This is a genomic window from Spirosoma flavus (assembly GCF_054778555.1).
The window spans coordinates 1,761,029-1,774,769 of the sequence record NZ_BAAGZL010000001.1; the positions used below are offsets into that span (position 1 = coordinate 1,761,029).

Here is a 13,741-nt window from a genome sequence, read left to right on the forward strand (position 1 = left end):
GTCGATCAGGCAGCGATCCGGTAACGTAGCTGCTGAACGAGTGGATGATAATCGCTGTTGAGCTGCGTCAGGCTGGTGTTGCGGATGACGTGAACAATTTCAATTGAGGGGATGGCTTCAAGGAGCCCGAATCCCTGACCGGCCAGAATTTGCTCATAACTTTTTGTGTGCAGATCTGTGAAGCCATCGCTAAACTCAATTTCTTCGCCCTCAATCTGCAACGAGCGATACGTCTGCTTGTTCTTCATTTTAACGGCCTGGGGCAGCGATTCGGAATCGGTGCTGAGAAACCAGCGTACGCGCGCCTTGTCCAGTTCGAGATAGCCAGAAGCAGTATTCTTCTCGCGGATATGGACGAGATTTTTTTTCACACCGCCGAAAATCCAGGTGAGCATATCAAAAAAATGAACGCCAATGTTCGTTGCGATACCCCCCGATTTCGCCGTATCACCTTTCCAACTGATGTTGTACCATTTACCTCTTGACGTAATGTAAGCTAAATCAAGGTCATAGATTTTATCCGCGGGCCCTTCGTCAATGCGCTTTTTTAGAGCAACAATAGTCGGATGCAAACGAAGCTGAAGAATGTTAAAGACCCGCCGTCCCGTTTCGTTTTCCATTTCGGCGAGTGCATCAATATTCCAGGGATTTAATACTAGCGGCTTTTCGCAGATAACATCGGCTCCACTACGTAAGCCGAAACGAATGTGTGCGTCGTGCAGGTAGTTCGGGCTACAGATTGTTACGTAGTTGACGGGGTTATCCTGTCGACGTAGTTTGTCGATGTGGCGGTCGAAGCGCTCAAATTCCGTAAAGAAATTAGCATCTGGAAAATAGCTGTCCATAACCCCAACCGAATCGAATTTATCGAAAGCGGTTACCAGTACGTTACCCGTTTCGCGGATGGCTTTCATGTGCCGTGGAGCAATAAAACCAGCCGCACCAATTAGAGCGAATTTTTTCATATAGAGGAAGGAAGTGAGGTTACTCGACGACGGAAACGCTACCGTTTTTCAATTCATAAATGCCCCCGCTCTCTGGACAGGTGGCTTTCCCGGTCGTATCAAATGATAAACGATGCCCATAGGCACTGATCCATCCTACTTGTCGGGCTGGATTGCCAACAACCAGGGCGTACGGCGGTACATTTTTAGTTACTACAGCACCAGCGCCGATAAACGCGTAGTTACCAATAGTATTTCCACAAACAATTGTCGCATTTGCCCCTATACTGGCCCCTTTGCCAACATAGGTAGATTCGTACTGACTCCGGCGGTTAACGGCACTACGTGGATTTGATACGTTAGTGAACACCATAGAAGGACCTAGGAAAACATCGTCGGCACACGTAACGCCTGTGTAAATCGATACGTTATTCTGAACCTTTACGTTGTTACCTAGTATCACTTGCGGAGAAATGACTACGTTCTGACCAATGTTACAGTCTTTTCCGATGGTGCTGCCGGGCATGATGTGGCAGAAATGCCAGATTTTGGTGCCCTCGCCAATTGTGCATCCATCATCGACAACGGCTGTTGAATGAATAAATACGGAGTCCACAGGTTCAGGCGAAATGGGTATTGACAGCATCTGTAATGTATTCAATCTGAGAGACTGACAATTCCGTGTGAATTGGCAGCGACAATACCCGACTGCATAAATCCTGCGTTACGTTCAAATCGCCAACGACCCTGCCAATGTTTTGATAAGCCTTTTGCTGATGGAGCGGAATCGGGTAATAGACCATGCTGGGAATGCCTTTCAAAGCCAGAGCCGTTTTTAACGTATCACGTTCAGTAGCAGGTACTTTCAGCGTATACTGGTGAAAAACATGCGTTGAATGAGGATTTCGAAAAGGTATTTCGAGAGCGCTATTCTGCCCAAAAGCTTTATCGTACATATCGGCAACTTGACGGCGCGTCTGAACGTAGTGATCCAGATGTTTTAACTTCTCAATCAGGATAGCTGCCTGAATAGAGTCAAGTCTGGAGTTTATGCCAATACGTTCATGCTGGTATTTTCGAGCCTGCCCGTGATTGCCGATCAGACTCACCTTTTGAGCCAGCTCATCGCTATTGGTATAAACAGCGCCACCATCGCCAAAGCATCCTAAATTTTTGGATGGGAAAAACGACGTAGTACCCAGATCACCAATAGCCCCGGCCGATGTTGCATTACCCTGGCTAAACGTATACGTAGCACCAATTGCCTGAGCCGTATCTTCAACAATGAAAATATTATGTGACTCACAGAGCTGTTTAATTCCTTCCATATCGGCACATTGACCGAATAGATGAACCGGAACAACCAGCCTCGTTCTGGGCGTAAGGGCAGCTTCAACCAGGTCACGGTTGATAGTAAACGTTTGGGCATCTACATCAATCATTATGGGTTTGAGGCCAAGTAGAGCAATTACCTCGGCAGTTGCTACGTACGTAAACGCCGGAACAATAACTTCATCACCTGGTTCTAAGTCCAACGCCATCATGGCAAGCTGTAAGGCGTCGGTACCGTTGGCGCAACTGATAACGTGTTTTACATTCAGGTACTGGCTGAGTTGTTTCTCAAAATAACCAACCTGTGGCCCTTTAATAAACGTAGTAGAATCGATGCATTCCTGAATTGCCGCATCGACAGCGGGCTTAATTCGTAGATATTGATTTTTTAAATCAACCATCTGAATCTGCTCTACGTTACTCTGTACCATTTACTGAATAGACTATTTGCTCCGTGCGTTTTTGAACAGAATATTCGTCGCAATTTTGAAGAGGTATTTGACGTCTGTTTTGAATGGCGCCTTTTCGTACTGATTTAGGTAATTCAATTCTGACTGTACAATCTCGTCAAACGTACCAGGCATATCTGCATAAAAAGGAGGTAACAAACCTGGTTTATGATTGTGTCTTATTGCCTGCGCTTCGGCTGGATACAAGCAGAAATAATAACTACTAATTGGTCGAACGCCAACCAACTTTATATCTCCTTTTAGAAGATTATAGAACATCGGAATTTCATCAATCCAATATTTACGTAATGTTCGACCACTCGTACTGATTCTAAAATCGTTTTTAAATTTCCCACCGATATCAAGCCCATGTGCTTTATGCAGATAATCCAATACGTATTCCGCATACGGGTGCATCGTTCGTAATTTGTAGACGACTATATTTTTGCCGTTCTTTCCAAGCCGATTCATCTTAAAAATAAATCCTTCACAGGGAATAGGCTTCGACTCGCTGGGGTTTTCGTTTGGATTAACCTGTGTAATTAGAATAGTTTCGTAACCCGTTTCTAACAAATCAATAATTTTAAACCCTTTATAAATAAGTCTGCCGATTATTTCAGCTTTAGACACATCTATCGGCACTTCTAATAACTTACATATTTTTCTAAATCCTTTCAGTTTAGGGATTAATCTCCTCGATAGAAAATAAAATGGATAATAAATTGAGAATGTAATTGGCGAATAAATATCCTGAAGCTTTGTTTTTAAATTTTCTGCTGTAGCAATTCTAAATGCGAAGTAATTTTCAGTAGAAATTGTTTGCCGAATAGACTCAAATATGAAGTTAGGATCGTCAGCTTTTACTAATAGATCATCAATGAAAATATTTCTTACATGAGCCGCAGTTGCCCCATTTTTAATATCTTTTAATTGAATAAACTCCCATGTTTCCCGCGTGCTGTATTTTGCTAAATAATCGAATATTCTAGTAGACGTAATTTCAGGTATTTTAGAGCTAATATTAACTATATCTAATTGCGAGTTATGATAAGCCGGACCTAATGATCCCTCATCAGATATACTATATTGATTATAAGACATTAGTAAAAGAGCTAGTAGAGGTATGCCAAATGAAATGTATTTATAATCTTATATCAACCAAATCTCTATCAAAAATTGACTTTATATCAAAAACAATAGATTTATCATTCTTCTTAAGGTTTCTTATTTGTAAATCAAAAAATTGCTGATGTGCTACTGTTATAATTACACCATCGTATTGATTTTTGCCTATTTCACTCAATAATTCAATCCCGTATTCTTCGTATACTGCACAGGCAGAAGCCCAGGGATCGTACACGTCAACGGCTATTCCAAAATCTTTCAGCTCGTGATAAATATCTATAACTTTTGTATTACGTGTATCAGGGCAATTTTCTTTGAATGTAAATCCTAAAAGCAGCACATTACTTTGTTGAATCTGTACTCCATTAGCAATTAGCTGTTTTAATATTTTTTTGGCCACGAATACACCCATCCGGTCGTTAACGAGTCGTCCTGATGAAATTACTTGTGGATGATAACCAAGGCTTTGTGCTTTGTGAACCAAATAGTACGGATCGACACCAATGCAGTGACCACCAACCAGCCCTGGTTTAAATTTTAGGAAATTCCACTTAGTGCTGGCTGCTTCGAGTACGTCATTGGTATCGATTCCCATACGGTCGAATATCAAAGCCAACTCATTGATAAAGGATATATTAATATCCCGTTGAGCGTTTTCTATAGCTTTAGCGGCTTCTGCTACCCGAATAGATGGAGCCTGGTACGTTCCTGCTTCGATAATAGAGCCGTATAGTTTATCAATAAAATTGGCTGTTTCGATAGTGGAACCTGACGTTATTTTTAAAATTTTTGTCAGCGTTCTTTCTTTGTCACCTGGATTGATACGTTCGGGTGAATAGCCACAGAAGAAGTCTTTATTGTAAATTAATTTGCTACTTTTTTCCAGGATAGGAACACAATCTTCCTCGGTACAACCAGGATAAACCGTAGATTCATATACGACAGTATCCCCTTTCTTTAATAGCTTGCCCACTGCTGCGGATGCTTTATTCAAAAAACTTAAATCTGGTTTTTTGAAATTATCAATTGGCGTGGGTACTGTAATAATAAATACGGTACAATCCTTAAGGTAATCTATGTCATTCGTGAACGATAAACAATGCGACTCAATAATCTGTGATTCACTAATTTCTAGCGTAGAATCATAGCCTTCTGTCAATTGCTTTATACGATTTTTATTGGTATCAAATCCCTTTACTACGTATTTTTTACCAAACTCGACAGCTAACGGTAAACCAACGTATCCAAGGCCTATTACACCTATGGACATTTTATCGTACTTGACTGACATAGAATTGCCTAATTGTAGGTAAATCTAAAACCTGAGCGAACTACTAAAAGTGAAAAATTTAGTCTTTAGTAACTAAGTTTTTTAACCAACTTTTTTTCTCAGGTTCCTCCCCATAGTACTCCGTTTTTCTCTGGCCGTAACCATAACTATACGAAGGGGAATTTTTATAATTTATAGCGTTAAAAATAATATTAATTGATCTGAACAGTTTCTTTTCATTTAATTCTTTAATAGCCGACAAATAAGATTTAGGTGTTTTCTCATGACGTATTAAATAAAAACAAACATCTGTACAAGACTCTAATAATAGTGCGTCTGTTACAAGGCCAACTGGAGGAGTATCGATGATAATATAGTCGAAAGGCTGACGTAGCGTTGTAACCAATTCTTTAATGCGTCCTCTGCTAATTAATTCAGAAGGATTTGGCGGAACAGGTCCGCTTGGAATCATGTACAGGTTTTCAATAGAAGTTGACTGAATAATATCTGCCAAACTCAGTTGTCCAATTAAATAATTTGACATGCCTACCTTATTACTTACCTGCAAATGCTCATGAATTCTAGGCTTCCTTAAATCCAGGCCAATAATCACTACCTTTTTCCCCAATAAGGATAATGAAGCGGCTAAATTTAACGTCATAAAGCTTTTTCCTTCACCGCTGATCGACGACGTGATGAGAATCGATTTACCAATACTTTCGTGTGTATCAAGAAATAAATACCGCATATTGGAACGTAACATACGTATCTGTTCGCTCACAAAATTTCGGCTTCTAGTATCGATAATTTCTCCCTTTTCCCCCTTAGGTTGGAGACCTATTTCTCCGAAAACTTTGAGGCCAGTTTTTTTCTCAATTTCCTTCTTCGATTGAATCGTATTAGTCAGCGCTTCTTTGCCGGCAATTAAGGCAATTGGGATAGTTAGCCCAATCAAAAAGGCCATCAAATAAATATTGCCGCGATCGGGTCGGATAGGGCCTTCCGAAGAGTAAGGTGCATCAACTACCCGACTGTCTGTAACCGTTGATGCATAGGAAAGCGAAGTTTGCTCCCTTGTTTTCAGCAGAAGCAGATACAAGTCTTCCTTAATATTAGCCTGGCGTTTAATACCCACAAATTCCCGTTCTTTTGTAGGAATCCTCATGATTGCACTTTCCAGGTTATGATTTATGCCCAGTAAATTCTGTCTGGCAACCGTCAGGCTAGCGCGCTGTTTAGTTAAGCTTTCTTTAATTGATTGTTTAACCGTCCGAATCTGCGCATTTAACGCTTCCAGTGATGGATTGCCCGGTTGAACAGCCTGTGCCAATTTTACCCGGTCTGATTCAAGTTGTGAAAGCTGATTCACATAGCCGCTTAAAATAGCGTCACTAAAGCCCATCATAGTAGCTGGTGCTACAATTCCTGCCTGTGAGCTGGTTAAGTATTCTTCGGCTCGATCTAGTAACTGGAACTGTACGTCTAATTCATTAAGCTTTGAATCATTGTCTTCCACCTTCTTTAAAAAAGTGGCTGCTTCACTACTTAAACCACTTACACCCTGTGCTTTACGGTATTGTTCAATATTCTGTTCAACACCACCAAGCTCAGCAGTAATTAACTTTAATCGCTCTTCAATGAAACGTAGCGTATTAGCAGCTTCCTTGTTTTTGTCCTCCAGTGAAGCCGTGGAGTATACATTAAGTAACTCGGTCAATATATCTTTCCCTTGCTTAGGAACGGCACTTTCGAGGCCCAATGAAATAAGCGAACTCTGCGGATTGAGTAATTCAATTTGAAGCCCGCTGATTAAATAATTGACTAAACCATCGCGACTGCGGAAGATTACTTTAATAGTAGCGGGAGTCTGATTATTTATGCTGTCTCTGGCAGTTACTGTTAGATCACCGAATTTATTTTTAATCAATTTTCCATATTCATAAGTGCCCAAGTCGTTTTTTTCTTCATCAAGCAACTGAAACATGTTACTCGGGCCGACTTTAACGTATAAAGGCGTCCGGTAAGCGAACGGAGTCAATTCTTCCGCTTTGATAACAATTGGGCTTTCCGTATGAAGTTCGCTATTTCGAAATTTTCCTTCTTTCCAGTATGAAACAACTAAATTGAGTTTATCAACAACACGGCCAATTAAAGCTCTTGATTTTAGAACTTCTATTTCATTTTCAACGAGCTTATTTCTGATATTCATATCTAATTTTTCAATTACATCTGAATTCATTTTTTTCTCGTCTTTTATAAGCAACGTAGCACTTACCTGATAAACCGGTGTGAATTTTTTCAGATAAACGTAAGCAATCGTAAAGCTGATTATCAACGACAGTACAATCCAGTACCAATATCGAAGAAATTTATACAGATAGTCGAGAATAGCGGTGGTGCCTTCTTCTTCCTCGAAAACAAAATTCTCGTTATTCATTTTCTTGATGTCATTAATAATATCCCGTCAGTTTTCCTGACACCTTCTAACAAAAATTTGGTCTTAGAACGTAATCGAATTGTTATTAAATGTCATTCACTCAGAGCAAATTATACGCTAGTTTTTGTAACTGTGATCCGTATTAAAAAAATCGTGTTAACACAGTGGCTACGGTAGCGAGTGTGCTTATCAGTCCTAAATAAAGAACAGTACGTTGAACCAGCAGATTGCCAGTTGTAGGCGGCTCTGGAACGGTTTTCGTTTTCTTAGGCTCTACGTAAATAATATCGTCGTGACGAACGTAGTAATAAGGAGAAGAAAACACATCGGTACCTCTTAAGCTCACAATCCCTACTTCTCTTCTATTATTGACTGTTCTGATAATTTTTATACTGTCGCGTTTGGCATACATAGACAAATCGCCAGCGCCTGCTATAGCGTCAATAAGCGTAGTTTCATCATTTAGTAAACCGAAAGTACCTACTCGGCTGGCTTCACCCAGTATGGTAAATTTATGATTCATATATCGGATCGTGACCGACGGAAATTTTATTGATTTTTCAAGCTCAATTCGTATTTTTTCTTCTGCTTCTTTTATAGACAGACCTGCCAGTTTTTGTTTGCCAATTAATGGCATAGTGATGTATCCTAACGAATCAACCGGATAGCCGATCACCTGGGCACCTGAGCTTGCTGCACCAGGAGCAAATGTTGCTTGTGGCAATGAACTTCCGTTATTTAAATTTAAAAGTTCATTATATTCTTTACTTGAGCTACTCACCATAATTCCTAAAATATCCTTTTGCTGAATTCGAGAAATTGGTGGAGGTATTATCTTAATCTGAGCTGGATAAATTGAATCACTAGTTTGAAAATATTCTAATTCAGGAGGTAAAGGTTTTACGACTGCGCAGGACCCCAGAAGAAACACTATTAAGCAATTAATTACTAAAAATCCTGCTAGTTTTCTAATAGCCATGTTTTAATAATGATGAGATATAATACGTATTATAATTTACAGCTTCGCCCGTTCAGTCCCATTTTGTGTCTGGACTTACTTATATTTTACCTCCCTGTAAATGATTAGGGTGCTCTGGTCAACTAAATAAAATGCCAACCATTATCTATGCCAACCGGCATTGTACGCTACTTGGTAATCGGGCAATTCCTGCTAAATATTCAGAAACACAATGATTGCTCACTGTGTAGCTTACCATTTAGTAGAGGATGGTACTGACCTGGCTTTGATAGCCTGCTGTAATTGGTATTTATGCAATAAGTGAACCAGAAAATCAGATTTGAAAAGGAACGTATCTAAAAATTAATCTTTTTCTGGATAAAGCTTCAGTAGTCAAATTTTAGTATACTTCATAGTTATGTCAGTATAAATCTGAATGCTTGTAAGTCTACGCTAGATAGTCCTATAGCCGGTTTGTGGCCTCCTTGAGAAGCGGCTCGATAGGTATATCGGTTTTTGTACCTTTTTAAGTCAATTGTAAATTTCTTCATAAGTGTATCTGTACAAGTCGGTATAAGTCTCAATTTTAGTTGAGAGTATCACAAATATAAAAATAATTAGTTAAAACAAATTATTTATGGTAACAAAAAAGCCGAAATGAATTTATCATTTCGGCTTTTTTGTTAATAGAGGATCGACAATTATCGTGCCACCTCAATATTTACTCGGCGTCCTTTGATGGTGTTGCCTTCCATAGCATCAACAACCCGATTGGCTACGTCCTTCGGTACGTCTACATAGGTGAATTTGTCGAAAATATCGATGCTGCCAATGCTATTACCAGGAATATTGGCTTCTCCAGCTATCGCGCCAACAATATCGCCAGGTCGTACATAATCGCGACGGCCGATGCTCACCATCAGGCGAGTCATGTTCGCTTCGCGTTCACGGGGCGCCCGTTTTTCTTCGCGATCAAAATAGCCGTTACGTCCAGAACCTTCGCGTGGACCAAACGACCGATCACGGTCCTGGCCTTCATTACGTCCAAACCGTGGGCGGTCGCCGTAACCATTCCGATCGCGGTCGCCGAAACGGCTTCCTCCGTCATTACGTCCCCGATCGTTACGTTCTCTGTCGCCAAAGCGGCCACCACGCTCATCGCGGTCACTAAAGCGGCCACCACGACGGTCATCAAAACGACCACCCCGGTCACGACGATCTTCACGGCGACGGTCATCGTCGAGGCCAAGGTTTTGATCGGCAAATTCGTTTTTCTCGATACCCATGCTACGTTTCACCAGAGCCGCAACAATTTGTTCAGTAGAGAAACCCGCATGATGCAGTTGCGTCAGCAGATCATCATATAGATTCAAATCCTGACTTTCATTGATCGTTTGTTGCAATTGCTCGATGAAACGCGCTTTGCGAATGCCAACAATATCTTCAAACGATGGAATCACGCCTTTCTCAACCCGAACTTTCGTGTAGTTCTGAATTTCGCGGAAGCGGTATTTCTCATCACGACCGACCATTGAGAACGCACGGCCCGATTTACCAGCCCGGCCCGTCCGACCGATCCGGTGAACGTAGTATTCTTCGTCAAGCGGAATGTCGAAGTTGATCACTGCGTCTACATCATCGACATCAATACCCCGAGCTGCTACGTCGGTAGCGACCAGAATGCTGGTTGTACCCGCCCGGAATTTGCTCATTACGTTGTTACGTTGTGCCTGACGCAAATCACCGTGCAACCCTTCGGCCTGATACCCCCGAATCTGCAAATCTTCGACGATCTCATCGACTTTGCGTTTGGTATTGCAGAAAACCAGCAGCAGTTTCAGGTCATACATGTCGATCAAACGACACATTACTTCAACTTTTGCCTTTGGTTTAACTTCGAAATAAACCTGCTCAATGTTGGTGTTGGTCAGCTCTTTTTTGACAACCTTCACCAGAACCGGATCTTGCTGGAATTTCTGGGTGATCTGCATGATCGGCTTCGACATAGTTGCCGAGAACAGAATCGTTTGCCGTTCTTCGGGCATGTCTTCCAGGATGCTCTCAATGTCCTCACGGAAGCCCATATCGAGCATTTCGTCAGCCTCATCGAGAATCATCATTTTCACATTGTCGAGCTTCAGCGTGTTACGTTCCATATGGTCCATAACCCGGCCTGGAGTACCAATAACAATGTGAACGCCCGACTTAAGCGACCGAATCTGACGTTCGATGGAATCACCACCGTAAATAGCCTCGACTTTTACACCGCGCTTGTATTTAGATAGCTTCCGAATTTCGTCGGCAACTTGCAGAGCAAGTTCGCGGGTGGGGCAAAGAATAAGTGTTTGTACTGATCGATCCTGAACATCAACCAGTTCAAGAGCAGGTATACCAAAAGCAGCCGTTTTTCCGGTACCGGTCTGCGCCTGACCAATTACGTCGCGGCCATCCAGAATGGGCGGAATAGCTTCAGCCTGAATCGGCGAAGGGCTCACAAAACCCATGTCAGTTACGGCCCGCAGAATTTCCTCCGAAATCGGAAGATCAGCAAATAAAATCTGATTGGGATCTGCTGGTTTAGCAGGAGCCGTTTCGGTAGCTGTAGCTTCAGGCGTAGTTGAAAGCGGCTCATCGGCTACGATGACAACCTTATCGGCGATACCCTCCGCAACCGTTTCGCTGGCAGAATCAAATGTAGTAATCTCAGATGCCGGTTCAGCAGCTGCTTTTTCGGCTTTTTTGCGCGATGCTTTTGGTTTAGCATCGGCGGTTTTTTCTGCAGGAGTGCCTGCGCTAGCGGCCATTTCCTGCGCGATTTTTTCAATGTCGATCAGATCATTCTGATCATTGGATTTAGTTGTTTTCGTTTTCATCAACTTGGAAAATAAGTGGTTAGAAACCTCCAAGCGAAGACGAGTGTATGCCTGTGAACGGCGTGATAATGCGAAAATTGCCCAACGAACGAAGCTGCCCAACGACCCAACAAGGACCCATTTTCCCGAGTCGGCGGCCCGCCAACTTCTTTAGGGAAAAGACAACGAATCAGCGTGATACCCACAACGTGCTGATTACGACCGATTGACGATTAGCCCACGCGCAATTGCTCCAACCCGGGAGCGTCCACACAGAAAACCCATCTGTACATCCGTACTGGGCTCTGTCAGACCTATCTCAGCGTGTAAAAAGGAGAGAAACAGAGACGCGACGGATGTCGCTTTAGAAAATCTGGTGCAAAAGTAAGAAGAAATCCCCGAAAAAGCAAGTGAGCGCTGATTAATATTGGATTTATTCGGGAAAGCCGCTTTTAAATAATGTATGAAGTAGGATGTATAATGTATATTCGTAGTAGCAATGAGTCAGTTTTATCCGTTATATTTCATACATCATACATTCACTCTATGTCGCCCACTGTTGGCAAATACATTATTCTGATTGGCGCTGCACTTATACTTATAGGTGGGGTGATTTACTTTTTTGGAGATAAACTTCACTGGCTGGGGCGACTACCCGGCGATATACGTATTGAAGGCAAAAATGGGGGCGGTTTCTATTTCCCAATCGTTACGTGCATTGTTGTCAGCCTACTCCTGAACCTGATTATCGTTCTGATCCGCCGTTTTTTCGGGTCTTAACGCTGGTCGATTTTGCGGGCTGTTCAGCATTCTCCTGATACGTTAACTTGTTGAGGTAAAAGACCTCGCGTTGCCGGGCGATGTTTTTTGAAGGGGCAATTTTCTGAAATCCGCAGGCCAGGAAATGCTGACCGTACCAGGCCATGAGGTTATCCTGGGCCGAAAACGTCACTTTATCCTCTTCGGCGTTCGTCTGCAACTTAAACTTTTCGGTCTCTTTCAGGATTTTGTTCTGCTGAATGACTTCGGTCGTGATCTCGCCGTCGTTGGGGTAAGCCAATACGACACGGTCGCCCTGTTGCGAAACCTGCACCATTTCAGTTAGCTCTGTACTAACCAATTCCTTGATTGGGAAGCAGTTATCCCATAGCAACTTGCCCTGTTTGTCAAATTCACAGATGAAAGCGTGGGTATAGCGAAATCCTTCGTATCGGTCGGCGTTACGTAGGTAGCCGCCATAAGCCAGTGTACTGCCCCGGTATTGTGGATAATAGACTTCGGCTACCAAAATGAGGCCATTGGGTGTCGGCTGAAGGTCATGAACCAGCAGTCGGTAATGAAACTTGTAATCTTTACCCTCTTCTTTTTTCTTCTGAGCTTTAGCCAGCAATTTCTGCTGACGTTGCGGCTTTAAGAAATTGAAAAAATTTTCCAGTTGCGAAAACTCTATGTATTGAATCGAACTGATCAGATCACTGGTAGTTTCGCCCTGACGTAGTTTCGTTACGTATATACCTTGCGAGTAAGGTGTGCAGTTGGTCGAGTAATTACCCACCAGCAACGACTCCTGTTCGTTGATTGGCAACAGCTTTCCCGAAATCAGGCTATTCTGAGCTCCATCGAAATCGGTGGTACGTAGCAGCTTTGATTCATAATCGTATGTCCGGAGCGAAAACTTGCAATTTCGTCTGAGCGAGTGAACCAGTACGTTTACTTCCTGCCGACTTTCATCGACCTCCAGACTGCTGATTTCCATACGATTGACGTACATTCCCGGTAAAACTTTGGCTGAATGGTCGAAAAACGAAAAAGCCATGACTACCGGACGGCCATGCCGATACCCGCCCACATATGCCTGGCTGCCCATTACTTTAAACTGCTGGACGTCGAACTGGTCAATGAGCCTGCCTTCTGTCGTTTCGAACGTACCGTCTTCAAGATGTAGGCGAAGAAACTGGAACCGGTCGGAGTCGTCTTCCCGAAACAGGTGATAAACAAACTGGCCGGTGTTGTAAGTCATCACGGGCTTGAATGCTATGTTTTGCTCGAACGTAGTATTCCAGATACGTTTAAGATTAATATCGTATTTCTGAAAGTTGAATTTAGGTGGAGTGTTATCCAGAAAACCACCTGTTCTAATAGACACCAGCACACCTTGTTCGCTCAGTGGCGTTACGTCGAAAGACTCTGCTTCGTCTGGATCCGACGGAATTTCAATCCGCAGGGTGTGGGCCAGTTGCGCCCAGGCTGGGCAACTGGCAATTGCTACCAAAAACCAGACTATGTAGAGGGTTCGAAGCATATACTCAAATTTACGAATTACTACGTAGGATTGATACGTACAGTTTATGATACGTAGCAAAAATCATACTAT

The 13,741-nt window shown here is 42.4% G+C and carries 10 protein-coding genes; 1 reads left to right on the forward strand and 9 read right to left on the reverse strand.

Translation table 11 applies throughout. From position 1 onward, the window contains the following. Positions 1-5 precede the first annotated feature (5 nt). The 8 genes from ACYVF1_RS06860 to ACYVF1_RS06895 form a co-directional block, all read right to left on the reverse strand. Positions 6-965: a Gfo/Idh/MocA family oxidoreductase gene (locus tag ACYVF1_RS06860; RefSeq protein WP_461076907.1), complete on the reverse strand. Its 960-nt coding sequence runs from the start codon at positions 963-965 to the stop codon at positions 6-8. A gap of 19 nt (positions 966-984) precedes the next feature. Then, entirely contained in the window at positions 985-1,560 is a 576-nt protein-coding gene (locus ACYVF1_RS06865) for an acyltransferase (RefSeq protein ID WP_461076909.1), read from the reverse strand. Positions 1,561-1,564: 4 nt separating this feature from the next. Beyond that, positions 1,565-2,707, reverse strand: coding sequence for a DegT/DnrJ/EryC1/StrS family aminotransferase (locus ACYVF1_RS06870; RefSeq protein WP_461076911.1), 1,143 nt, complete (start codon positions 2,705-2,707; stop codon positions 1,565-1,567). A gap of 12 nt (positions 2,708-2,719) precedes the next feature. Beyond that, positions 2,720-3,826, reverse strand: a complete 1,107-nt coding sequence (locus ACYVF1_RS06875; protein WP_461076913.1) for a sugar transferase — start codon at positions 3,824-3,826, stop codon at positions 2,720-2,722. A gap of 40 nt (positions 3,827-3,866) precedes the next feature. Beyond that, complete coding sequence (locus ACYVF1_RS06880) at positions 3,867-5,141, reverse strand: nucleotide sugar dehydrogenase (protein ID WP_461076915.1); 1,275 nt, start codon at positions 5,139-5,141, stop codon at positions 3,867-3,869. A gap of 58 nt (positions 5,142-5,199) precedes the next feature. Further along, complete coding sequence (locus ACYVF1_RS06885) at positions 5,200-7,557, reverse strand: GumC family protein (RefSeq protein WP_461076917.1); 2,358 nt, start codon at positions 7,555-7,557, stop codon at positions 5,200-5,202. 142 nt (positions 7,558-7,699) lie between these two features. Then, positions 7,700-8,536 carry a polysaccharide biosynthesis/export family protein gene (locus ACYVF1_RS06890; protein WP_461076919.1) on the reverse strand — a complete coding sequence of 279 codons (837 nt, stop codon included), beginning with the start codon at positions 8,534-8,536 and terminating at the stop codon, positions 7,700-7,702. Between the two features lie 680 nt (positions 8,537-9,216). Beyond that, positions 9,217-11,388 carry a DEAD/DEAH box helicase gene (locus tag ACYVF1_RS06895; RefSeq protein ID WP_461076921.1) on the reverse strand — a complete coding sequence of 724 codons (2,172 nt, stop codon included), beginning with the start codon at positions 11,386-11,388 and terminating at the stop codon, positions 9,217-9,219. Between the two features lie 525 nt (positions 11,389-11,913). Between ACYVF1_RS06895 and ACYVF1_RS06900 the strand changes: the two genes are divergently transcribed. Then, on the forward strand, positions 11,914-12,147 hold the full coding sequence (locus ACYVF1_RS06900) for a DUF2905 domain-containing protein (protein WP_461076923.1): 234 nt from the start codon (positions 11,914-11,916) through the stop codon (positions 12,145-12,147). On the opposite strand, the gene ACYVF1_RS06905 is transcribed toward ACYVF1_RS06900, so the two are convergent. Then, a complete protein-coding gene (locus tag ACYVF1_RS06905; protein ID WP_461076925.1) occupies positions 12,113-13,669 on the reverse strand; it encodes a hypothetical protein in 1,557 nt (518 codons plus the stop codon). The two genes, ACYVF1_RS06900 and ACYVF1_RS06905, sit on opposite strands and share 35 nt — an antisense overlap. Positions 13,670-13,741: the final 72 nt, after the last annotated feature.